This is a genomic window from Rathayibacter sp. AY1A4 (assembly GCF_002930955.1).
Classification (GTDB): Bacteria; Actinomycetota; Actinomycetes; order Actinomycetales; family Microbacteriaceae; genus Rathayibacter.
Genome location: NZ_PSTN01000013.1, coordinates 72,703 through 97,026, shown reverse-complemented (window position 1 = coordinate 97,026; position 24,324 = coordinate 72,703). Strand labels below are relative to the sequence as shown.

Genomic DNA, 24,324 nt, shown 5'->3' with positions numbered 1-24,324 from the left:
TCCTGCACACTCGCGGAAGCCGGCGAGGACCGCGCGCGCCCGCGAGTGGCCGCGCGCCCGCGAAGGCCCGCACGCAGGAGCCGCGGCAGAATGTGGACATGCGCAGCCTCGAAGTCCTCCTCGATCCGGAGTCGGAGGCTCGCGTCCGCAGCCAGTGGGAGGCGCTCGAGGCGGCCGGCATCCCGAGCCTCGCGCTGCACACGTCCGCCAGCAACCGCCCGCACCTCACCCTGGTCGCCGGGCCCGAGCTGACCGCCCCGGAGCCGGGCGCTCTCGGTCCGCTGCCGGCGACGGTCGACCTGGGCGCCGTCCTCCTCTTCCCGCACGCCGGGCGCTTCGTCCTCGCCTGGGGAGTGGTCCGCTCGCCCGCCCTCGACGCTCTGCACGATCGGGCCACGCGCCTCGTGCCGGGCGGCGTCGACACCTCGCTCCCGGACGCCTGGACGCCGCACATCAGCGTCTCTCGCCGCCTCCGCGCCGAGCAGCTCGGCGACGCCGTCCCCCTCCTCGGCGAGCCGTTCGCCGTCGGCCTCGCGGGCGTCCGCTTCTGGGACGGCGACACCCGCACCCTCACCGACCTCTGATCCGGGCGCCGCAGAAGCCCCCCGACGCTCCTTGCAGCCGCCTCCCCAGGTCCCTCCCTGCGGCCCTTCTCCACAGTTCCCCGGACCCCCGGGGCGGCGTCGGAGGCGGCGGGTAGAGTTCCCCGGGTGACAGAGCCCACCGCGACAGCCCTCCCCGCCCCGCCGCTCGCCGACCCCTCGGCGGAGTCCCGCGGCGGCGTCCGGAGCGACGCGGCGAGCGGCGCTGCGGGCTCCGGATCCTCCGAGGCGCAGGCGATCCTCGAGAAGGTCTTCGGCTACGGCTCCTTCCGCGGCGAGCAGCAGGCCATCGTCGAGCAGGTCATCGGAGGCGGTGACGCCGTCGTCCTCATGCCCACCGGCGGCGGCAAGTCGCTCTGCTACCAGATCCCCGCCATCGTGCGCCCCGGCACCGGCGTGGTCGTGTCCCCGCTCATCGCGCTGATGCAGGACCAGGTCGACGCCCTCCGCGCGAACGGCGTCCGCGCCGAGTTCCTCAACTCCACTCAGGACGCGGGCGAGCGCAGCCGCGTCGAGCGCGCCTACCTCGACGGCGAGCTCGACCTGCTCTACGTCGCCCCGGAGCGCCTGGGCAACGAGGGCATGAAGCAGTTCCTCGCCCGCGGCCGGATCGCCCTCTTCGCGATCGACGAGGCCCACTGCGTCAGCCAGTGGGGCCACGACTTCCGCCCCGACTACCTCGCACTGGGCGAGCTCGCCGAGCGCTGGCCCGACGTCCCGCGCATCGCCCTCACCGCGACCGCCACCGAGGCGACGCACCGCGAGATCACCTCGCGCCTGCACCTCGGCGCCGCCCGCCACTTCGTCTCGAGCTTCGACCGCCCGAACATCCAGTACCGGATCGTCAACAAGGTCGAGCCGCGCAAGCAGCTGATCGACTTCCTGCGGCGCGAGCACGCGCACGACGCGGGCATCGTCTACGCCCTCTCCCGCAAGAGCGTCGAGGCGACGGCCGAGGCGCTGCGCTCGGCGGGCTTCGACGCCGTCGCGTACCACGCGGGCCTCGACTCGCGGGTGCGCGCCGCCGCCCAGTCGCGGTTCCTCCGCGAGGAGGGCGTCATCGTCTGCGCGACCATCGCCTTCGGCATGGGGATCGACAAGCCGGACGTGCGGTTCGTCGCGCACATCGACCTGCCCAAGTCGGTCGAGGGCTACTACCAGGAGACGGGTCGCGCCGGCCGCGACGGACTGCCGTCCACCGCCTGGCTCGCCTACGGCCTGCAGGACGTGGTGCAGCAGCGCCGGATGATCGACGAGTCGCCGGGAGACCTGGCGCACCGTCGGCGGATGTCCGCGCACCTGGACGCGATGCTCGCGCTCTCCGAGACGGTCCAGTGCCGCCGGGTGAACCTGCTCGCCTACTTCGGCCAGGAGAGCACCGCCTGCGGCAACTGCGACACCTGCCTCGAGCCGCCCGCCTCCTGGGACGGCACGGTCGCGGCGCAGAAGTTCCTGTCGACGGTCGTCCGCCTCAAGCGGGAGCGCAACCAGCAGTTCGGCGCCGGTCACATCATCGACGTCCTCCGCGGCAAGACCACGCCGCGCACCACCCAGCACCAGCACGACGGCCTCGCCACCTGGGGCATCGGCGCCGAGCTCAGCGACACCCAGTGGCGCGGAGTCGCCCGCCAGCTCCTCGCGCAGGGCCTTCTCGGCGTGAACGACGACGGCTTCGGCACGCTCGTGCTCACGCCCGCGTCCGGCTCCGTCCTCAGCGGCGAGCGGAAGGTCGAGCTGCGGCAGGAGCCGGAGAAGCCGGCTCGCTCCAGCGGATCCTCCCGCTCCGGACGGTCCACCGTGGCCGAGCTGTCGGGCGAGGCTCAGCCGCTGTTCGAGCGGCTCCGGGAGTGGCGCGCCGCGCAGGCCCGCGCGCAGGCGGTCCCGGCCTACATCGTCTTCAACGACGCGACCCTCCGCGAGATCGCGACCGCCGAGCCGGCGACGATGGACGCGCTCAGCATCATCGGCGGCGTCGGCCAGAAGAAGCTGCTCACCTACGGCGAGGCCGTGCTCGCCGTCGTCGCGGGGGAGAGCCCCGAGATCGCCGTCCCGGAACCCGGTGAGGAGGCTCCCGCTCCCCGCCGTGCGCCGGCCGCCCGTGGCGGGTCGTCCCGCTCGCAAGGGGCGAAGCCCTCGTTCGGCCGCGAATCGTCCGGTCCGCCGGTGTCCGCCGCGCAGCCGCCGGAGGACGACTGGGTGCCGCCGGACGAGCCCGACTGGGAGCCCGGCTGGGACAGCTACTGATCCATCGCTGAGGCGCGCGGTTCACCGCCCGCGACGGAGGCGGGCGCCGGCGCGAGCGATCGTGTTCCGGCGCCCGCGTCGGCGATCGTGCCCACCTCGGCACCGACGCGAGCGTCCTCGGTCCGAGGCGCCGGCGAGCGCCCTCAGCCGCCCGCGCCCGTCGACGCCATCCACCCGCCGAGCAGCGTGCAGCAGAACGACACCGCGAGGCCCGCCACCGGCACCCAGAACGCGATGCGCCGCCGCACCAGCAGCACGATCGAGACGACCAGCGCCGCGACGAACGGGACCCACACTCCTCCTGCGGCGAGGACCATCCCGCCCTCGATCAGGCCGATGTCGCAGGCGTTCGATCCGCCGCACGAGTCGCTGGCCATCGCGAAGAACAGCCCGAAGAACGACAGCAGCAGCGTCACCGCGGAGGCCACGAGGATCAGCACGATCGTCAGCACCAGATCCCAGACGCGGACCGGACGGCGATGCGGCACCCCGGATCCCGGCACCCCGGATCCCGGCGCCCCGGATCCGGGAGTCCTGGTTTCCGGCACCCGGTATTGCGGCGCGGCCGGAGGCCCGGGAGGCGCTGCCGCGACGTCCGAGGGCGGCGCACCCGGAGTCCCGAGAGACGCGGGCGAGCCGACCACGGGCGGCCCGGCCGCCGGCTGTCGGGTGGGCGGAGGGGGAGGCAGCGGCGGCTCGCTCATGCCGAGAGACTAGCGACGCGTCCTCCGATGAGGCGCCCTCCTCGGCAGAAGCAGCCCGTTCAGCACACGGACGAGCCGCCCCCTCCTCCGCTCCCGTCGGCAGGGACAGCCCGTCCAGCGCACAGACGAGGCGCCCCGTCTCCGCCTGGTCGGTTCCGACAACGCGCTTCCGCCTCCGCCCGGCGCCGTTTGTGCCCGGGCGACGGAACGTTTCCGCCGCGCCGCCGAGCGACCTACCGTGCGAGGACCGCCTCCGCTGCCGCGCCCGTCGGCGCACGACGCACCGGGAGCGGCCCGAACCGCAGACGGTCGAAGGGACACGAACACCATGGTCAGCACCGCTCCCCACCCCCGCTCCGCCGCCGACGCCGCCGACCGGGTGGCCACCGGGCGCACGCGGGCCCGGCGCTCCCGCTCGGGCTCCATCGCGCCCACGCCGCCGGTGGACTCCCTCGGCTCCGAGGTCGACGCCCGCCTGGACGAGGACGGCGCCCCCTCCGTCGACGTCGCCGCCCTCGGGGAGACCCTGCTCGGCGCCTGGCGCGAGCAGCGCCTCGCCAGCCGCGCTCTGACCGCCCGCCCCGAGCTGCACCGCACCGACGGCCTCCCGATGAAGGAGCACCGCCTCCGCGTCTCGGAGCAGATGCGCGTGCTCGCGGCCGAGGGCGGCGTGCACCGCGCCTTCCCGGTCGACCTCGGCGGCGAGGCCGATCACGGCGGCAACATCGCCGGCTTCGAGGAGCTGGTCACCGCCGACCCCTCGCTGCAGATCAAGTCCGGCGTGCAGTGGGGGCTCTTCGGCGCCGCGGTCCTGCACCTGGGCACCCGCCCGCACCACGAGAAGTGGCTGCCGGGGATCATGAGCCTCGAGATCCCGGGCGCTTTCGCGATGACCGAGACCGGGCACGGATCCGACGTCGCGTCGATCGCCACGACCGCCACCTACGAGGACGGCGAGTTCGTGCTGCGGACGCCGTTCCGCGCGGCCTGGAAGGACTACCTCGGCAACGCGGCGGTGGACGGGCGCGCGGCGGTCGTCTTCGCGCAGCTGGTCACCCTAGGGGTGAACCACGGCGTCCACGCCTTCTTCGTCCCGATCCGCGACGAGCAGGGCGCGTTCCTGCCCGGCGTCGGCGGGGAGGACGACGGCCTCAAGGGCGGTCTGAACGGGATCGACAACGGCCGCCTCCACTTCGACGGCGTCCGCGTCCCGCGCGAGAACCTGCTGAACCGCTACGGCGACGTCGCCGCCGACGGCACCTACTCCTCGCCGATCGCGAGCCCGGGCCGCCGTTTCTTCACCATGCTCGGCACGCTGGTGCAGGGCCGCGTCTCTCTCGACGGAGCCTCGGTCGCCGCGGCGAAGATCGCGCTGACGGTCGCCGTCACCTACGGCGATCAGCGCCGCCAGTTCACCGGCGGCGGCGAGCGGGAGGAGGTGCTGCTCGACTACCAGCGGCACCAGCGCCGCCTCCTGCCGCGCCTGGCCACCACCTACGCCGCCGCCTTCGCGCACGAGAAGCTGCTGACGGCGTTCGACGAGGTCTTCTCCGGCGCGAACGACACCGAGCAGTCGCGGCAGGACCTCGAGACCCTCGCCGCGGGGCTGAAGGCGCTCTCGACCTGGCACGCTCTCGACACGCTGCAGGAGGCGCGCGAGGCCTGCGGAGGCGCGGGCTTCCTCGCCGAGAACCGGCTCACGCAGCTGCGCGCCGATCTCGACGTGTACGCGACCTTCGAGGGCGACAACACCGTGCTCCTCCAGCTGGTCGCCAAGCGCCTGCTGACCGACGTCGGCCGCCGCTTCAAGGGCGCCCAGCCCGCGGAGCTGGCGCGCTACGCCGCCTCGCAGGTCGCGGGGGCGACCGTCGACAACTCGGGTCTGCGCCGTCTGGCCCAGGTCGTCGCCGATCGCGGATCGACGGCCCGCTCGGTCGGCCAGCTGCGGGAGGACCAGCGCGAGCTGCTCACCGGCCGCGTCGAGAGCATGGTCGCGGGGATCGCCTCACGGCTGCGCCCGGCGTCGAAGCTGCCCTCCGACGAGGCGGCCCGCCTGTTCAACGCGCACCAGAGCGAGCTCATCGAGGCGGCGCGCGCCCACGCCGAGCTGCTGCAGTGGGAGGCGTTCACGGAGGCGCTCGCCGGCGTCGAGGACGCGGGCACGCGCACCGTCCTCACCTGGCTCCGCGACCTGTTCGGCCTGGGCCTGATCGAGAAGCACCTCGACTGGTACCTCATCCACGGGCGCCTGTCGTCGCAGCGAGCGGTCGCGGTGACGTCCTACATCGACCGCCTGCTCGCGCGCATCCGCCCGCACGCCGCCGACCTGGTCGCGTCGTTCGGCTACGGGCCCGAGCACGTGCGCGCGGCGATCGCGACCGGCGCCGAGGCGGAGCGCCAGGAGGAGGCGCACACCTGGTACGAGGCCGCCCGCGCCTCCGGCACCCTCCCCACTCCGGAGAAGCGCCGCTGACCCCTCCGCGAGATGCCGCTCCGGTACGCGACACGCCGCGCGAGGCGCACCGGAGTGGAATCCCGCGGAGACAGGACGGGCAGGGGCGCGTCAGGACGCGAGGAACGCCAGCGCCTGGTCGCGCTCGGCGCGCAGCTCGAGCACGGACTCGTCGATCCGCGCGCGGGAGTGCGCGTCGATCTCGAGTCCCTCGACGATCCGCCACTCGCCGTCGACGGAGCGGACCGGGAACGAGGAGATCAGCCCCTCCTCCACCCCGTAGGAGCCGTCCGACTCGACGGCGGCCGAGGTCCACGACGTGCCGTCGACCCAGTCGCGCACGTGGTCGATTGCGGCGGAGGCGGCGGACGCGGCCGAGGAGGCGCCGCGGACCTCGATGATCTCGGCGCCGCGCTTGGCGACCCGCGGCTCGAACTCCGTGTGCAGCCACTCGGCGTCGACCAGCTCGGGCACCGGACGTCCGCCGACGGTGGCGTGCGTCGCGTCCGGGTACTGCGAGGCGGAGTGGTTGCCCCAGATCGCGACGCCCTCGATCGCGTCGACGGGGGCGTCGAGCTTCGCGGCGAGCTGCGCGACCGCCCGGTTGTGGTCGAGGCGCGTCATCGCGGTGAAGCGGCCGGCAGGGATGTCGGGGGCGCTGCGCCGCGCGATCCAGGCGTTGGTGTTCGCCGGGTTGCCGACGACCAGCACGCGGATGTCGGAGGCGGCGTGCGCGTTCAACGCGGCGCCCTGAGGTCCGAAGATGCCCGCGTTCGCGGCGAGCAGGTCGGCGCGCTCCATGCCCGCGCTGCGCGGCCGGGCGCCCACCAGGAGGGCGACGCTCGCGCCGTCGAACGCAGAGGCCGGGTCGTCCGTCGCCTCGATCCCGCGGAGGAGGGGGAAGGCGCCGTCCTGCAGCTCGAGCGCCGTGCCCGCGGCCGCGCGGAGGCCGGAGGGGATCTCGAGCAGGTTCAGGCGGACGGGGACGTCCGGCCCGAGGAGCTGACCCGAGGCGATGCGGAACAGGAGCGCGTAGCCGATGGCGCCTCCCGCTCCCGTGACCGTGACCGTGACCGGAGTGCGCTGCTGGTTCATGCGCCGAGCGTATTCCCGCCGGCTGGGGGAGGGGGAGGAGTCAGCCGGACTGCGGGCCCTCGGCGGGAGGCGCCGTCGACCCGCGGAGCACGAGCTTGTTGCGCAGCCGCACGTGCGGCTCGGCCACGCTCCCGCCGTCGATCAGCGTCAGGAGTGCCCGGGCGGCCGCGCGCCCCACGCGGTGCAGCGGCTGCCTCACCGTCGTGAGCGCGGGGACCACCCGGGAGGCGTCGGGCACGTCGTCGTAGCCCACGACCGACAGCTGCCCCGGCACCGAGAGGCCCAGCGCCCGGGCCGCCTCGATCACGGCGATGGCGGAGGCGTCGTTCGCGGCGAAGACCGCCGTCGGGCGGTCGGGCAGCAGCAGCAGCTCGTGAGCGGCGACGAGGGAGGGGTCGTGCCGGTAGTAGCCGACCCGTACGAGCGCGGGGTCGTAGGGGAGGCCGGCGTCCGCGAGCGCCCGCTGGTAGCCGGCGCCGCGCCGGTGCGACGACTCCAGGTCGGGGCGGCCCGCGACGAAGCCGATGCGGCGGTGGCCGAGCCCGATCAGGTGGCTGGTCGCCAGCTGCGCTCCGCCGAAGTCGTCGGTCGCCACCGAGTGCAGCTCGGTCTGCGCGGTCAGCGGATCCACGACGACGAGCGGCAGGTCCGACGAGGGGATCACGCCGGAGGGAGTCACCAGGATCGCTCCCGCTACGTGCGCCTCGGTGAGGCGCCGCAGGGACTCCTGCTCCCAGCCCCGGCCCCGGCGGCTCGCCCCGCTGCCGGCGAGGAGGTCGAACCGGGTCCCCCGCAGCGCCGTCGCCACTCCCTGCAGCACCTCCGTGCCGAACGGCTCGAAGTCGCCCAGGAGCACGCCGATGACGCCCGAGCGCTCCGTCGTCGCGACCTCCTGCTCGGCCTCCGCCGTCGCCGCCCCTGCGGACATCCTCGTCCCCTCCCGCCGTCCCCGCCCGGCCGCGGCGGAACGCGGTGATCGCCTCGCTGCGCTGCTCCGGACGGTTGAGAACACGTCCTTGCAATCGGGAATGTTCCCGGTAACATTGCCCGCAAGACTAGCTGAGGGAAAGCTCAGCAGTCGAGAGAGACGAGTGTCGGGCAGCCTTTCTCCCCTCAGTGCTGAGGGGGTCGAGAGCTGGAGCTCGCGTGGCCACGCTGTGGAAGCCGCCGCGCACGAGCCGTCCGCCGCTCTCCGCGCGTCCTGCGCTCCAGGCGCGGCCGAACGCCCTCGGGCTGCGCCGCGCTCCGTCCTCTCGCGGCCTCGGGCCGCCACCACTCCGCGCCGTCCGGCGCTCGACCTGATCGGCGACGATGCCGATCGAGTGAGGAACACCATGTCCACGCGACGCACCCCCCGACCCCTCTGGCTCGTCCGCTCGGGCGCCGCTCTCGCCGGCTGCCTGCTCCTGTCCGGCGTCGCCGCCGCGGCTGCGGCCGCCGACACCGAGTACGGCTCCGACGACGTCGACGTGAACGTCAGCATCGAGGAGCTGGAGCAGCCCGGCGCCCTCTCGATGTCGATCGACGGCACCTCATCCACGCTCACCGAGGAGGGCTCCACCCCGACCGTGCGCGCGTTCACCGGGCAGCTGCCCGACGTGACCGTGACGGACACCCGGACCGTCGACGAGATCCCGGCCGGAGCCGGCTGGTACGTCCTCGGCTCGGCGAGCGCCTTCACCGGCGACGCGGACCAGGAGGACATCTCCTCCGACCACCTCGGCTGGACGCCCGTCCTCGTGGACGGCGGCGAGTCGGGCCTGGTGTCCGAGGGCGACCCGGTCGACACGATCCTCGACGAGGGCGCCGACGCCGTGGGGCTGTTCGACCAGGAGCTGCTCGCGCTGTCGCTCGACTCGCAGGAGACCGCGACGGACGGGTCCTGGACCGTGTCCGCGGGCCTCACCCTGAAGACCGAGGCCGACGTCGCCCCCGGCGACTACTCCTCCGTCCTGACGCTGTCGCTGTTCGAATGACCCCGATGCGCGCAGTCGCCTCCACGGCGATCGGCGCCCTCCTCGCGGCGGGCCTGCTCGCCTCCGGCGCGGCTCCGGCGACCGCGGCCGGCGCCTGGTCGCCGAAGGCCTCCTACACGTCGACGGACCGCGGCGACGGCACCTACTCCGTGCCGCTGCTGAACGCCGACGTGCCCGACGTCAGCGTCGAGCGCGTGCCCGCGTCCGAGAACGACGAGGGCCGCGACATCTACTACATGATCAGCACCACGATGCACCTGAGCCCGGGCGCCCCGATCATGAAGTCCTACGACCTCGTCAACTGGGAGATCGTCAACTACGTCTTCGACCGGCTCGAGATCGGCGACCGCTTCTCGCTCCGGAACGGGCAGAACTCCTACGGCAACGGCCAGTGGGCCTCGTCGCTCCGGTACCACGACGGCCGCTACTACGCGGTCTTCAACACCAACAACCTCGGCGGCTCCTACCTCTACTCGACCGACGACATCGAGGACGGAGCCTGGACCCGCACGGCCCTCGGCCGCGCCTTCCACGACCCGTCGCTCTTCTTCGACGACGCGGACGGCGGCACGCCGTACATCTTCTACGGCTCCGGATCCACCAGCGCCGTGAAGCTCAGCGAGGACCTGACGACCGTCGTCGCCGAGTACCCGAACATCCTCCGCACCTCCGACTACCCGGGAGCCGGCTACCTCGGCGGCCTGTTCGAGGGCGCGCAGGTGCAGTACATCGACGGGCAGTACTACATCGTCATCATCACCTGGCCCTCGGGCCAGGGCCGCCAGGTGGCGCTGTTCCGCTCGTCCGAGCTGCTGGGCCGCTACGCGACCGCCGACGGCAGCAACCCCTACGAGGGCAAGGGCGTGCTGAACTCCAGCGGGTTCGCCCAGGGGAGCCTCGTGCCGATCGCGAAGGAGGACGGCTCGACCGCCTGGCACGGCATGTTCTTCCGCGACAGCTTCCCGACCGGACGCATCCCCGGGCTCATCCCGGCGACGTGGAAGGACGGCTGGCCGACGTTCGGGACGAACGGCTCGGTGCCGGTGGGCGGGAGCTTCCCGAAGCCGATCCGCCTCAGCCCCGAGGAGGAGCTGTTCGAGCGGCAGAAGAGCATCGTCGTCTCGGACGACTTCGACAACGACGCCCCGGCGAAGGCCTACCAGGACGAGTCGTGGACGATCCCGCCCGCGCCCGCCTACGACGCGTCGCTGCTCGGCGTGCAGCTGCTCCAGAACCCGGGAGCGGAGTCGGGGACGGCGCCGTGGGCAGGCCAGTTCGGCGCGACGCTGTCGGCCGACACGACCGACCCGGCGTCCGGTACCGCCGCGCTCCGCGTGGGCACCCGCACGCTCAACGGCTCAGGCCCGAGCCAGGTGCTGGCGAACAAGCTGCAGCGCGGCGTGACCTACACCGTGTCCGCGAAGGTGAAGTACACGACCGGCCCCGCGTCGGTCCGCTTCAACCTCTGCGCCGACTTCGGCGCGGGACCCGTGACGATGGCCTCCGCCGCCGTCACGCAGGGGCAGTGGACGACGATCACGGGGACCTACACGGTGCCCGAGACCGCGAACGTCGGCAGCGTGAAGTTCGCCGTCGAGACGCCGTGGGGCAACCCGCAGCCGGCGTCCTCGAGCACCGAGTACCTGCTCGACGACGTCTCGCTCGTCGGAGCCGCCCCCACCCTCGAGCGCCCGACGGCCGCCGAGATCCAGCCGAACGGCTCGACCCTCGCCCTCCCCTGGCAGTGGAACCACGCCCCCGACAACCGCTACTGGTCGCTGACCGAGCGCGAGGGCTGGCTCCGCCTCACCAACGGGAAGGTGCTCAGCGGAACGGCCGCGCACACGCGTCTCTCGGGCTCGCCCGAGATGACGTACCTGGAGGAGGCGCGCAACACGCTCTCCCAGCGCATCGTGGCTCCGAAGCAGTCGGCGGAGGCGGCGTTCGACGTCTCCGGGATGAAGGACGGCGACGTCGCCGGCCTCGCGGCCTACAACCGCGGCTTCTCCTACGTCGCGGTCAAGCGCGTGGACGGCGTCACCACCGTCGGCGTCGTGAACCGCAGCCAGCCGTTCGCGACCACGTTCGACCAGGCGGCCGTGGAGTCCTTCCTCCCCGGCTCCACCGCCGCTCTCGGCGACGCCTCGCAGGTGCGCCTGAAGGCCGATCTCGAGCTCTCGGCCCCGGCCGGACAGCTCTGGACGACCTTCTCGTACAGCCTCGACGGGACGAGCTGGACGAAGCTCGGCAGCCGCGTCGGCCCGCAGACCCTCGACGGTCAGCTCACGCACTTCATGGGCCACCGCCTCGGGCTGTTCAGCTACGCGACGAAGACCGCCGGCGGCCACGTCGACGTCGACGAGTTCCTCCTGAGCGACACCCTCTCCTCGGAGGGGAAGGCGCTCGACCGCTCGCAGCTCGACGCGGCCGTCGCCCACGCGGCGACGCTCCGCTCCGACGACTACCCGGCCGACGCCTGGTCCGACCTCCAGTCGGTCCTCGCGAAGGCGCAGGCGGTCGGCACCGCGGGAACGCAGAACCAGATCGACGCCCCGGAGCGCGCGCTCAGCTACCAGCTGGCCCGCCTCGGGACGCTGAAGGAGGCGTCGCTCGATGTGACCGCCGCCGCCGCGACCCGCTGCATCGCCGGGAAGGTCGTCGTGACCGTGCGGGCGACCAACGCCGACGACGTGCCCGTCGCCCTCCGGATGGAGAGCGCCTCCGGCACGAAGACGGTCGCCGCGCTCGCACCCGGCGCCACGACGAGCCACGCCTTCACCACGCGGGCGGCCTCGGTCCCCGCCGCCGAGGTGGTCGTGACCGCGACCGCCACCCTCGACGGCGAGCCGGTGACGACCACGGTGAGAGCGCCCCACCCGGCCGCGTCCTGCGGCTGAGCACCCCGGGGGCGGCCCGCGCGGCCGCCCCCGCCCCCGAACGCGTCAGCGGCACCCGTCGCCGACGATCTCCTGCACGACACGATCAAGGAGGATCCGTGAGATCACCACAACGAGAAGCCGCTCCGAAGGGGCGGTTGCGGCTGAGGCTGCTGGCCACGGCCGCGCTGACCGCGCTCCTGGTGGCACCCTTCGCCGCCCAGACCTCGTCCGCCGCTGAGGCGGAGCTCATCGTCAACGGCGGCTTCGAGAGCGGCATCAGCAGCTGGTTCGTCAACAACGGCAACGCCGCCGACGCCGGCACCATCGCGACGACCACGGACGCGCGCACCGGCTCCGCCGCAGCGCTCGTCACCGGCCGCACGACCACCGGCGCGGGCGCCATGCAGGACCTCAGCGGCAAGGTCGTCGCCGGCCAGACCTACCAGGTCAAGGCGCAGATCAAGTACGAGAACGCCGCGAGCCCCGCGACCAAGCAGTTCTTCGCCACCATGCACTACGGCGGAGGCACCTACACGAACCTCGCGAGCGTCACCGCCACGAAGGGGCAGTGGGCGACGATCAACGGATCGTTCACCATCCCCGCCGGGCAGAGCGTCGCCACCGCGCGCCTCTTCTTCGAGACGCCGTGGACCGCGACTCCGTCGGCCGCGCCCGAGACGCACCTCATGGACTACAAGCTCGACGACGTCTCGCTGGTCGGAGCGGCGCCTCCCGCGCCCGCCTCGCGCACCATCGAGGTCGTGGGCAAGATCCCGGGCGACCACAACCCGCTCATGGGCTGGAAGTTCGGCGCCGACGGCTTCGGCTTCGTCGAGAACGGCCGCGTGTACATGTACATGACGAACGACACCCAGGGCTACGCTCCGAACCCCGCCACGGGCGTCTCGGCGGGCATCGACTACGGCAAGATCAACCAGATCACCGTGATCTCCTCGGACGACCTCGTCAACTGGACCGACCACGGCGAGATCCAGGTCGCCGGCTCCACCGGAGTCGCGCCCTACACCGGCAACTCGTGGGCTCCCGGCATGGCGAAGAAGACCGTGAACGGCGTCGACAAGTACTTCCTCTACTACGCCAACGGCGGCGGCTCCAGCAACGTGATCACCGGCGACTCGCCGGTGGGCCCGTGGACCAGCCAGCGCACCTCCACGCTCATCAACGCGTCCACCCCGGGCGCCGAGGCGGTCGCGTGGAAGTTCGACCCGGCACCGCTCGTCGACGACGACGGCCAGGGCTACCTGTTCTTCGGAGGCGGACCCGCCTCGACCGCGCTCCCCGCGGCCGAGCGCTTCAACAACCCGAAGAACATCCGCGTGATCGAGCTCGGCGACGACATGATCTCGACCCAGGGCACCTCCGCCGTCGTGGACGCGCCCGTCGCGTTCGAGGCGGCCCAGGTGTTCAAGCGCCAGGACAAGTACTACCTCTCGTACTCGTCCCACTTCGGCGGCAACGACTTCGGCGGCAACCAGACCCGCGAGCCCGGCTACCCGGGCGGCGGCGAGATCGGCTACATGATCTCGGACGACCCGATGTCCTGGCCCAAGGAGAACTACGCCGGCGTGATGTTCCCGAACCAGAGCCGCTTCTTCGGAGCCGGCACCGGCGGCAACAACCACCAGTCGGTCTTCGAGCTGGGCGGCAAGTACTACTTCACCTACCACGCGCCGACGCTCAACAAGCGGATCAACGGCGACACCACCCAGGGGTACCGCAGCCCGCACATCCAGGAGCTGCAGTTCAACGCCGACGGCACGGTGCAGCAGGTGGTCGGCGACTACAAGGGCGTCGACCAGGTGAAGGACTTCGATCCGTACCGCACCTTCCCGGCCGAGACCATCGGCTGGAGCAAGGGCATCGCCACGGCGCCGCTCGGCACCCCCGCCGCGGGCGCGACGCAGAACCTCGTGCTGAAGGACCTCGACAACGGCGACTGGACCGCGCTGTCCGCCGTCGACTTCGGGGACACCGGAGCCGCGACGTTCACCGCGAAGGCCAAGGCGCTGCAGGCCGGCGGCACCATCACCGTCCGCCTCGACTCCGAGACCGGGCCCGTCGCGGGCACCGTCGCGGTGAACGGGACGACCGGTGAGTGGACCGACGTCAGCGCCGCGCTGACCGGAGCGACGGGAGTGCACGACGTGTTCTTCAGCTACTCCGGACCCTCCGGCGACCTGTTCGAGCTCGACACCTTCGCCTTCACCGAGGGCGAGGCGGCTCCGGCGCTCGACATCACGGCGAGCGCGGCGACCCGCTGCATCGCGGGCAAGGCGATCGTCACCGTCCAGGCGAGCAACGGCTCCGACGTCCCCGTCGGCGTGACCTTCACGTCGACGTCCGGCACGAAGTCGTTCACCTCGGTGGCGCCCGGCAAGACCGTGTCGCACGCCTTCACCACCCGTCAGGCGAACCTGCCCGCCGGTGCGGTGACCGTCGAGGCCACGGCCACGATGAACGGCGCCCCCGTCGAGACGGAGGTGAGCGCTCCGTACGCGGCGCGCCCGTGCTCGTAGCGCACGGCTGAACCACCGGGGAGCGCCCCCGGCCCTGCGGGGCCGGGGGCGCTCCTGCGCGTGCGGGGGGATCTCGATACGCCCTCCGGGGCTGCTCGATCAGCATGTCCGCCGTCCTGCTGGTCGAGCAGCGGCGCCTCTAGACCCCCGCTCGGTCAGCGGCTGTCGGCCAGGCGCATCGTGCCGCCGGCCTGGGCGGCGAAGGCGCGGGCGGTCGCCGTGATGGTGCGCTGCATGACCCGCGCCGCGGCGGTCGGCGCGAGGTCCGCCGGGCGCGCGAGGCTGATCGTCCGGGTCAGCGTGGGCTTCTCGAGCGTCGGCTCCTCGATGCGGATCGAGCGCAGGCCCGGGCGCCCCTGCAGCACCATCGCCGGGACGACCGCGACGCCGAGGCCCCGCTCGGCGAAGCGCAGCACCGCGTCCATCTCGGCGCCCTCCAGCACCACGTCCGGCTCCAGGCCCGCGGCGGCGAACGCGGCGTCGGTCGTGCGGCGCAGGTCGTAGCTGGAGTTGAAGACGATCTGCGGGAGGCGGGCGACCGCCGCCAGATCGAGCGCGCCGGTCGCGGCGAGGGGAGGCTCCGCGGCGGAGGAGACCACGACGAGCTCCTCGACGAGCAGCGGGGTCACCGTGAAGGCGCCGGGAGCGGCCGCGGTCGAGGTCGTCACCAGCGCCAGGTCGAGCTCGCCCCGTGCCAGCCGGTCGAAGAGGCTCCGCGACCCGTCCTCGGCGAGGTGCAGCTCCACGGCGGGATGCGCGGAGTGGAACGCGTGCAGCACCTCCGCGACGAGGCTGATGCAGAGCGTCGGCGTCGCGCCGAACCGCACCCGGCCGCGCTCGAGCCCGGCCAGCTCGGCCAGCTCGCGGCGCACCGATCCGGCGTCGGCGAGCATGCGCCGGGCGAGCGGCAGCAGCAGCTCGCCGGCCGGTGTGAGGGTGCTGCCGGAGCGCGCCCGGTGGAAGAGCTCGGAGCCGAGGTCCTGCTCCAGCGCGGCGATCCGGCGGCTCAGCGAGGGCTGCGCGAGATGCAGCTCCTCGGCGGCGCGGGTGAAGCTGCCGAGGCGGGCGACCTCGACGAATCCGATGAGCTGCTCGAGATCCACATGCATACCCTATGCGCATGGCCGTGCCCAGCATTATGCATTGGAGTAATCGAAGCGCCGTGCCTAGCGTGGAGGCATGACCACTTCAGAGACCACCGCACCGGAGCGTCGGATCTCCACCTCCGTCCTCGTCATCGGCACCGGCGGATCGGGCCTGCGCGCCGCGATCGAGCTCGCCGAGGCGGGCGTCGACGTCCTCGCGCTCGGCAAGCGCTCGAAGTCGGACGCGCACACCTCCCTCGCCGCCGGCGGCATCAACGCCGCCCTCGCCACGATGGACCCCGACGACAGCTGGCAGCAGCACGCGGCCGACACCATCACCGAGTCCTACCAGCTCGCCAACCCGCACACGGTCGAGATCGTCACCTCCAACGCCGCCCGCGGCATCCAGGACCTCGAGCGCTACGGCATGCCGTTCGCCCGCGAGGACGACGGCCGCATCTCGCAGCGCTTCTTCGGCGCGCACACCTACCGCCGGACCGCCTTCGCGGGCGACTACACCGGCCTCGAGATCCAGCGCACGCTCGTCAACCGGGCCGCCCAACTCGAGATCCCGATCCTGGACACCGTGTACGTCACGCGCATCCTCGTCAACGAGGACGGAGCCGTGTTCGGCGCCTACGGCTTCGACCTCGTCGACGGCACCCGCTACCTGATCCACGCGGATGCGGTGATCCTCGCCGCGGGCGGGCACAACCGCATCTGGCGCCGCACCTCCTCCCGCCGCGACGAGAACACGGGCGACTCGTTCCGCCTGGCCGTCGAGGCCGGCGGCCGCCTGCGCGACCCCGAGCTCGTCCAGTTCCACCCGTCGGGCATCATCGAGCCCGAGAACGCGGCCGGGACGCTGATCTCCGAGGCCGCGCGCGGCGAGGGCGGCATCCTCCGCAACGGCCTCGGCGAGCGCTTCATGGGCAAGTACGACGCCGAGCGCCTCGAGCTCTCGACCCGCGACCGCGTCGCCCTCGCCTGCTACACCGAGATCAAGGAGGGTCGCGGCACGCCGAACGGCGGGGTCTGGCTCGACGTCTCGCACCTGCCGCGCGAGACGATCATGACCCGGCTGCCGCGGGTGTACCAGACGATGCTCGAGCTGCAGATGCTCGACATCACGAAGGACCCGATCGAGATCGCGCCCACGGCGCACTACTCGATGGGCGGGGTCTGGGTGCGCTCGGACGACCACAGCACCGACGTCCCCGGGCTCTACGCGATCGGAGAGGCCTCCAGTGGACTGCACGGCGCCAACCGCCTCGGCGGCAACTCGCTGATCGAGCTGCTGGTGTTCGGCCGCATCGTCGGGCAGGCGGCGGCGGAGTACTCCGCCTCACTGACCGCCCAGACGCGCTCGGCCGCGTCCGTCCAGGTCGCCCGCGACGAGATCGCCGGCCTGCTCGCGGCCGACGGCACCGAGAACGTCCGCGCCCTGCAGCGCGCGATCCGCAACACGATGACCGAGCACGCCGGAGTCGTCCGCGACGAGGAGGGCCTGCTCGCCGGGCTCGCCGAGCTGGACGCGATCGAGGCGCGCATCGCCGACATCGGCGTGCACCCGGACATCGCCGGCTTCCAGGACCTCGCCCACGCCTTCGACCTCAAGTCGGCCGCGATGGCCGCGCGGGCCACCCTCGAGGCAGCGCTCGAGCGCCGGGAGAGCCGCGGCTGCCACAACCGCAGCGACTACCCGGACATCGACCCGGCCCTCCAGGTGAACCTCGTCTGGTCGCCCTCCACGGGGATCACGCGCGAGGAGATCCCCGCGGTGCCGGAGGAGATCCAGGCGCTGATCAGCGGCGAGGTCGCCACCGCGGGCAAGCTGCTCGAGTAGCCGGAACCGCGACGGCACGACGCCGGCTCCCTCCCGCGGGGCCGGCGTCGCGCTGTGCGCGGCGCTCGCGCCCGCCCGGATCCGCACCGCCGGTTCGTCGGCGCTTCGGATGCCTCCGGTGAGGCCGCGGCGCCGACGGAGCACACGTCCAGGAGGAGCGGACGATGCCGGGAGGGCGGCGGCGCCCTCGTTCCGCGCGGGCGGCGGCAGCGCATCCCCGCCGGACGCCCGGCCCCTCTCGACTCGCCGACGGCGCGGTCCTACAGTGGCTGCGACGACCCTCGACTCCCGCCGCGGGACCGACGGCGCCGTCGCGAGCGGAGGGAAGCCGTGTCCTCGACCGCCCCCGTGCCCGGAGCCGCCGTCGACGCCTCGACGAGGCTCCGCTACTTCCACCAGATCCTCCTCAACACCGCCGTCGCGAACGTGACGACGAGCTTCCTCTGGTTCGCGCTCACGTTCTGGGTGTACCTCGAGACGCGCTCCGTCCTGGCGACCGGGATCATCGGCGGCGCCTACATGCTGCTCGTCGCGGTCTTCGCGATGGCCTTCGGCACGATCGTGGACAGGCACCGCAAGTTCCGCGTCATGGTCTTCGCCGGGGCGGTCACGCTCGTGTCGTTCGGCGTCGCGGGCGGTCTCTTCCTCGCGCTGCCCGAGGCGGCGCTCCTGGACTTCCGCGCCCCCTGGTTCTGGGTGTTCTCGGGCACGATCCTCTTCGGCGCCGTCATCGAGAACTTGCGCAACATCGCCCTCTCCACGACGGTGACCCTGCTGGTCCCGGTGGAGGGGCACGCCCGCGCGAACGGCCTCGTCGGCACGGTCCAGGGCCTCGCCTTCGTGGTGACGAGCGTCTTCAGCGGGCTCGCCATCGGCCTGCTCGGCATGGGGTGGACGCTGGTGATCGCGATCGGCCTCTCCGCCGCCGCGCTCCTGCACCTCCTCTTCCTGCGCATCCCGGAGGACCGGCCCGCGCCGACGGGGGAGAGGGCGCCGCTGATCGATCTGCGCGGCAGCATCACCGCGGTGCGGGCGGCGACCGGGCTGTTCGCGCTCATCGTCTTCTCGACGTTCAACAACCTGATCGGCGGCGTCTACATGGCGCTGATGGACCCGTACGGCCTCGAGCTGTTCCCGGTCGAGCTGTGGGGCGTGGTGCTCGGAGTGACGGCGACCGGCTTCGTCATCGGCGGTCTGCTCGTCGCGAGGTTCGGCCTCGGGAGGAACCCGATCCGGACGATGCTGCTGCTCGTGATGGCGATGGGCCTGATCGGCGCGGTCTTCACCCTCCGCGACTGGTGGTGGCTCTACGCCGGCGGCATCTGGATCTACATGACCCTGATCCCGGCGGTCGAGGCCGCCGAGCAGACGGTGATCCAGAAGGTCGTCCCCTTCGAGACCCAGGGGCGCGTCTTCGGCTTCGCGGCGGCGTTCGAGTCGGCCGCCGCTCCGATCACGTCGTTCCTCATCGCCCCGATCGCCGAGTTCGCGCTCATCCCGTACATGGAGTCGCCGGCCGGGCGCTCGGCGTTCGGCGGGCTGCTCGGCGACGGCATCGGCCGGGGGATCGCGCTGGTGTTCCTGGTCGGCGGAGTCGTCATGATCATCGCGGCCGGCGCGGCGATGCTCACCCGCTCCTACCGCGTCATGTCGGCGCAGTACCTGCGGGAGGCCGCGGCGAGCGGAGAGGCGGAACCGGTCGGCACCGAGGCGCCGGACACGGATCGGACCGCTCCGACCACCCTCGAGCAGAACCGCTAGCGCCCGCAGAGTCCGCCCGTCCTGCGCCTCCGTGGCGTCCGGCGGACCGGACGGAGCGGAAACGAGGAAGACGTGCCGGACGCCCCCTCCCCAGGGTGCGGCGTCCGGCACGTCGGCTGCGACCACCCGGTCGAGGGGCCCTCCTCGACTCCCGAGCGCTCCGCTGCCCAGCGCCTCCGGATGGAGGCGTCCGGGCATCCGGCGCCAGCGGGGAGGGGGGCTCTGGTTCCCCTCCCCGCCGGACCGGCCGCCCGCGAGGGGCGACGGGGTGCTCGTTCGGGCGTGCCTCGAGTGACGGCTACATGCCGTCACTGAGCATGGACTGCACCAGCTTGGTGTGGCGCTCGAAGTTCAGCTCGCTGAACTCGGTGTTGTAGTTGAGGCCGTAGGGGTAGAAGTGGACCCCGGAGCAGTTGAGGGTCGCGCCCGCTCCGTCCCAGGTGCGCAGCAGTGCCTGGGAGGAGACCCAGCCGTTGTTCTGGCAGTTGGAGGTGAAGCCGGACGACGTGCCCACGCCCACGGTGTGCGACATCTCGTGAAGCGCCGTGCCCTCCACCATGTAGGTGCGGTTCGAGCCGAAGCGCATCTGACCGTAGATGTTCGCGTCGGCCGTCGGCGTGCCGGGGCTGTAGGAGACGGTCAGGTGGCGGGAGATGTTGTTGAGGCGGTTGTAGCGGGCCACGGCGCGGTCCATGGCGGCGGTGATGCGGGTGTAGGCGTCGGCCTCGTCAGCGGTCGGGGTCGCCGAGCGGTTCAGCGTGTAGGTGATCTTCTGCACGGTCGGGTCGGTCAGGGCCCAGCGCTGCGCCTTGGAGCCGGTGCAGGTCCACTGCTGGACGGGGGAGCCGTCGAGCTGGCCGAAGTCCTTGTCATCGAGGCAGAGGTTGCTGTGGCGGTTGGCGATCTCGGCGTAGCCCCCGCCGACGGAGGTGATCCGCCACTGCTGCGCGGTGCTGCCGTTGCAGCTCCACTGGCGCACTTCCGCACCGGGCGTGGTGCCGAAGTCGAAGTCGTCGAGGCAGAGGTTGCTGAACGTGTTCTTGATCTCGGCGTAGCCGGTGCCGAGGTCGGTGACCTGCCAGCGCTGGTTACTCCCCTCGGTGCAGCTCCACTGCCGCACCTCGGCTCCGGGCTGAGTGCCGAAGTCGAAGTCGTCGAGACACATGCTGCTGTGCTGGTTGCGGATCTCCTGCGCCGATCCGAGGCCGACCGGGGCGGTGGCTGCAGAGGCGGGCGAGCTGATGCCGAAGGTCGTGATGCCGACGACGGCCGCGATCAGGGCGCCGATCAGGCGCTTGGAGGGGTGGGACTTCGTTGTCCGGGACATGGGTGCCTTTCACAGACATCCGGCGTCCCCGAAGGGACGCGGGTGAGGGTCGCAGGAAGGAGCCGTGTCCGAAGGGGTCGGAGCACGGCAGAGGATGCGCCGGAGCGACCGGGATGGTGATCCGGTCGTCCCGCCGCGGGACGCGTCAGCGCCGACGCTCCGAGTGGGATGGGAAGCTGATCACGACCTGCATGTTGACGTGGACAACCATCGACCGGTCGCGGAGCCGGTGTCAAGTGCCGGTCTCGAGCGGATCCGGTCCGAGCCCCGCCGGGCGAGGGTGATCCGTCCACGCGGATCCCCGTGCTCGCAGGGAGAGAGCGCTCACACCCGCCGTCGCTGCGGCATCGCCCGGGAATCCGCCATTGTTACCGTTAACAAAAGTCGGTACGGTGACACCTGAAGTGGGCAAGCGCGTCCTCGCGCCTCGCGTCCCACTCCGACCGGTTCGAAGGCGAACCTGAGAGGAACGTCGATGATGACGACAGCACCACCCTCCCGCCGCACCCTCCCGCCGCAGGCCCACGCCCGGCCCCGATGACTGTCGGCCCGGCCGACACCTCCCACGCGGTGACCGCGGTCGGCGCCCGCAGCGCGCGACGTCTCGTCCTCGCACCCACGTCGACCTCCGCCTCCCGATCACGGGTCGCCAGGCCCGCGTCCCGGGCCGCCTTCCGGCGATTCCCTCCCCGCCAGACGGACGCCGGACTCACCACTCCGCCGGCCGATCGCGCGGGCTCCGTCCTCCCCCTCCGACCCCTCACCTGAAGGACCCCCCATGTCACGAACCCCCCGGCAGGAGCGCACCCGGCGCTCACGCCTCCCTCGAGCGGGCGCCGCGCTGACGCTCGCCATCGCCTGCCTCGGCGGCGTCCTCGGACCGATCGGGGCCGCCGGTGCCGCCGAGACGGTCCCCGCTCCCGCGCTGCAGTACTCGTTCGACGGCATCGGCGCGACGCTCGCCAACGGAGCCGTCGTCGCCGACTCCGCTCCGGGCAACCACCCCGGGACCCTGATCAACTCCGGCGCGACCAGCGTCGCCGGCCCCTCCGGCGCCTCCACCGACCGTGCTCTCTCGCTCCCGGGCGGATCCAGCACGTCGGCCGCCCCCCATGTCCGGATCGCCCCGGGCCTGATCCCCGCCGGCACGCAGGACGTCACGATGTCCGCCTGGCTGCGCTGGAGCGGTGCTCCCGACTGCACCTGGCCCTTCACGCTCGGCTCCAGCGTCGACTCCCACGTCCTCTCCACCACGAAGTGCGGACCGGCCGGCTTCGGCGCGATCAAGAGCGGCTCCGAGGTGCGGGCCGCAGGCACCACTCCGGTCGCCGCGAACCGCTGGGTGCACATGGCGGTCGTCGTCAAGGGCGGCCAGTCGGTCTCGACCTACTTCGACGGAACCCTCGTCGGCCAGGGCAGCACGACCTTCACCGCCGCCTCGGCGATCGGCACCTCCACGTTCTCCGGCTTCCTCGGCAAGTCCTTCTACGGCGCGGACGCCTACTGGGCCGGCGCGATCGACGACATGCAGGTCTGGACCTCCGCGCTCACCGCCGGCCAGGTGCAGCAGAGCGCCGCGTCCGTGCACTCGGTGCTCGCGAACCAGGACGCCGCCGTCTCGCTCGGTGACACCTCGAACGTCACCTCGAACCTCACTCTCCCCACGACCGGCGCCAACGGCTCCACGATCACCTGGACGTCGAGCGCCCCCGGCGTCGTCAGCACCAGCGGCGTCGTCACCCGGCCCGCCGCGGGCAGCCCGGACGCCACCGTCACGCTGACCCCGACCGCCGTCCACGGCGGCATCACCGTCGTCGGCCGAGCGACCACCGTCTCCGTCCCGGCGTACGCCGCCGGTGACAGCGCCGAGGCCGAGCTCGCCCGGGCCGTCGCCGACGGCATCGCCAACGATCCCGCCCTCGCCGGACCGGTGCGCGGCAGCCTGAACCTGCCCTCGACCGGAGCCGACGTCGCCACCACCGCCGCGCGCGCGAACAGCGCCAGCGCCGTGGTGACCTGGACCTCGTCGAACGAGGCCGTCATCACCTCCGCCGACAAGGGCACCGCGCCGAACGTCGTCGCCAAGGGCTCGCTCACGCGTCCGTCCACCGACACCACCGTCACCCTCACCGCGACGATCACCGTCCCCGGCACCACGCCCCTCGTCCGGACCCTCACGCGCACCGTTCCGGCCGCGGCCCCCGTCGCCGCGAGCGACCTCGACGCGTACCTGTTCGCGTACTTCACCGGCGACAGCATCGAGGGCGAGAAGATCCGCTTCGCGACCTCCGACGGCAACGACTCGCTCAAGTGGAAGACCCTGAACGACGCGCAGCCGATCCTCACCTCGACCCTGGGCACGAAGGGCCTGCGCGACCCGTTCATCTTCCGCTCTAAGGAGGGCGACCGCTTCTTCCTGATGGCCACCGACCTCTCCGTCGGCACCACCGGCTTCGGCGGCTCGACCAACCGCGGCAGCCGCTACCTCGAGATCTGGGAGTCCACGGACCTCGTCAACTGGGGCCAGCAGCGCCACGTCGAGGTCAACCTGCCGAACGCGGGCATGACCTGGGCGCCGGAGGCCACCTACGACCCCACCATCGACGCGTACGTCGTCTACTGGACCTCGGCCCTCTTCACCGACAGCACCCGCAACGTCGAGGACGGCAACGGACCCCAGATCCTCACCTCCACCACCCGCGACTTCCGGGAGTTCACCACCCCCGAGGTCTGGTTCAAGGCCGCCGACGTCCCCTCGCTCAACAGCCGCAACGGGCTGATCGACGCCACGATGCTCAAGGACGGCGACACCTACTACCGCTTCACGAAGGCGACCGAGACCAGCGGCTGCCCCTCGCCCGACATCATCGGACAGAAGTCGACGAACCTGCGGGCCACCACCGCCTCCGGCGCGTGGAGCCTGATCGACACCTGCATCGGCCGCACCGCCGGAACGCCGGAGGTCGAGGGTCCCGAGATCTTCAAGACCAACGAGGGTGACCGGGCGGGCTACAAGTACTTCCTCTGGACCGACAACTACGGCGGACGCGGCTACATCCCGCTCGGCACGAACTCGCTCGAGGGCGACATCCAGTGGACGATCCCCAGCAGCTTCTCGCTGCCGACGTCGCCCCGCCACGGATCCGTCGTCTCCATCACCGCGAAGGAGCGCGACGCGCTGGCCGCGAAGTGGAACCCGTCGCTCCTGGTGACCTCGATCGACGCCGTGGCGCGGACCGTGCAGGCCGGATCGACCACCGTCGACCTGCCCGCCACGGTGGGCGCGACGTTCAAGGACGGCCACCGCGAGACGGTCGCCGTGACGTGGGAGACGGCCGATCTCAGCTCGCTGAAGAAGGCCGGCGACACCGTGCAGGTGCGCGGACAGCTCGCCAATTCGGCGGCGACTCCGGCCATCGCCACCATCACCGCCACGGCTCCTCCCGGACCGTCGCTGACGGCCTCGGCCTCGAGCCGCTGCGTCGCCGGCAAGGTGACGGTCACCGCGACCGGGACCAACACGAGCGGCTCCACGGTCGAGATGACCGTCGGCTCGCAGTGGGGGAGCAGGACCTTCACCGGGGTCGCTCCCGGCAAGTCCGTGTCCGCCGCCTTCACCACCCGGGCGACCTCGGTCGCCGCGGGCGAGGTGAGCGTCGCCTCGAAGGACGCGAACGGCACCAGGACGGCCGCCGCGCCGTACTCGGCGCTCACCTGCCGCTAGGCCGGTGACAGGGGGAGGGGCGGCTCCGAGCCGCCCCTCCCCTGATCTCCTCTCGCTCCGGGGCCTCCGGCCACCGGAGCAGGGAGCACGGA

14 protein-coding genes are annotated in these 24,324 nt (G+C 72.4%); 9 read left to right on the top strand and 5 right to left on the bottom strand.

Annotation, left to right across the window (positions count from 1 at the left end):
- Positions 1 to 98: 98 nt before the first annotated feature.
- A complete protein-coding gene (locus C5B92_RS09710; protein ID WP_146079291.1) occupies positions 99 to 584 on the top strand; it encodes a 2'-5' RNA ligase family protein in 486 nt (161 codons plus the stop codon).
- Between the two features lie 126 nt (positions 585 to 710).
- Positions 711 to 2,846, top strand: coding sequence for a DNA helicase RecQ (gene recQ, locus C5B92_RS09705; RefSeq protein WP_104287760.1), 2,136 nt, complete (start codon positions 711 to 713; stop codon positions 2,844 to 2,846).
- Between the two features lie 143 nt (positions 2,847 to 2,989).
- Here the strand turns inward: recQ and C5B92_RS17535 are convergent, their stop codons facing one another.
- Positions 2,990 to 3,550 (bottom strand): DUF6264 family protein, encoded by a 561-nt coding sequence (locus C5B92_RS17535; protein WP_219814346.1) that lies wholly within the window; start codon positions 3,548 to 3,550, stop codon positions 2,990 to 2,992.
- Positions 3,551 to 3,878: 328 nt separating this feature from the next.
- Here C5B92_RS17535 and C5B92_RS09695 point away from each other — a divergent pair, with 328 nt between their 5' ends.
- The gene (locus C5B92_RS09695) at positions 3,879 to 6,023 is read left to right on the top strand and encodes an acyl-CoA dehydrogenase (RefSeq protein ID WP_104350350.1); all 2,145 of its coding nucleotides are present in this window, start codon (positions 3,879 to 3,881) and stop codon (positions 6,021 to 6,023) included.
- A gap of 90 nt (positions 6,024 to 6,113) precedes the next feature.
- On the opposite strand, the gene C5B92_RS09690 is transcribed toward C5B92_RS09695, so the two are convergent.
- Positions 6,114 to 7,097 carry a malate dehydrogenase gene (locus tag C5B92_RS09690; RefSeq protein ID WP_104350349.1) on the bottom strand — a complete coding sequence of 328 codons (984 nt, stop codon included), beginning with the start codon at positions 7,095 to 7,097 and terminating at the stop codon, positions 6,114 to 6,116.
- Positions 7,098 to 7,137: 40 nt separating this feature from the next.
- Positions 7,138 to 8,025 carry a substrate-binding domain-containing protein gene (locus C5B92_RS09685; protein WP_104350348.1) on the bottom strand — a complete coding sequence of 296 codons (888 nt, stop codon included), beginning with the start codon at positions 8,023 to 8,025 and terminating at the stop codon, positions 7,138 to 7,140.
- Between the two features lie 406 nt (positions 8,026 to 8,431).
- Between C5B92_RS09685 and C5B92_RS09680 the strand changes: the two genes are divergently transcribed.
- The 3 genes from C5B92_RS09680 (at position 8,432) to C5B92_RS09670 (ending at position 14,489) form a co-directional block, all read left to right on the top strand.
- Positions 8,432 to 9,073: a hypothetical protein gene (locus C5B92_RS09680; RefSeq protein ID WP_104350347.1), complete on the top strand. Its 642-nt coding sequence runs from the start codon at positions 8,432 to 8,434 to the stop codon at positions 9,071 to 9,073.
- 5 nt (positions 9,074 to 9,078) lie between these two features.
- Positions 9,079 to 11,970 (top strand): family 43 glycosylhydrolase, encoded by a 2,892-nt coding sequence (locus tag C5B92_RS09675; RefSeq protein ID WP_258061327.1) that lies wholly within the window; start codon positions 9,079 to 9,081, stop codon positions 11,968 to 11,970.
- A 98-nt stretch (positions 11,971 to 12,068) separates the two neighbouring features.
- A complete protein-coding gene (locus tag C5B92_RS09670) occupies positions 12,069 to 14,489 on the top strand; it encodes a family 43 glycosylhydrolase (RefSeq protein WP_219814253.1) in 2,421 nt (806 codons plus the stop codon).
- Positions 14,490 to 14,644: 155 nt separating this feature from the next.
- Here the strand turns inward: C5B92_RS09670 and C5B92_RS09665 are convergent, their stop codons facing one another.
- The gene (locus C5B92_RS09665) at positions 14,645 to 15,598 is read right to left on the bottom strand and encodes a LysR family transcriptional regulator (protein ID WP_104255515.1); all 954 of its coding nucleotides are present in this window, start codon (positions 15,596 to 15,598) and stop codon (positions 14,645 to 14,647) included.
- Between the two features lie 70 nt (positions 15,599 to 15,668).
- Between C5B92_RS09665 and C5B92_RS09660 the strand changes: the two genes are divergently transcribed.
- Both C5B92_RS09660 and C5B92_RS09655 read left to right on the top strand, forming a co-directional pair.
- On the top strand, positions 15,669 to 17,420 hold the full coding sequence (locus tag C5B92_RS09660) for an L-aspartate oxidase (protein WP_104224384.1): 1,752 nt from the start codon (positions 15,669 to 15,671) through the stop codon (positions 17,418 to 17,420).
- 330 nt (positions 17,421 to 17,750) lie between these two features.
- Positions 17,751 to 19,181 (top strand): MFS transporter, encoded by a 1,431-nt coding sequence (locus tag C5B92_RS09655; RefSeq protein WP_104350346.1) that lies wholly within the window; start codon positions 17,751 to 17,753, stop codon positions 19,179 to 19,181.
- Between the two features lie 298 nt (positions 19,182 to 19,479).
- Here the strand turns inward: C5B92_RS09655 and C5B92_RS09650 are convergent, their stop codons facing one another.
- On the bottom strand, positions 19,480 to 20,508 hold the full coding sequence (locus tag C5B92_RS09650; RefSeq protein ID WP_104350345.1) for an RICIN domain-containing protein: 1,029 nt from the start codon (positions 20,506 to 20,508) through the stop codon (positions 19,480 to 19,482).
- Between the two features lie 778 nt (positions 20,509 to 21,286).
- Between C5B92_RS09650 and C5B92_RS09645 the strand changes: the two genes are divergently transcribed.
- Positions 21,287 to 24,232 (top strand): immunoglobulin-like domain-containing protein, encoded by a 2,946-nt coding sequence (locus C5B92_RS09645; RefSeq protein WP_104255521.1) that lies wholly within the window; start codon positions 21,287 to 21,289, stop codon positions 24,230 to 24,232.
- The last annotated feature ends 92 nt before the right edge of the window (positions 24,233 to 24,324 follow it).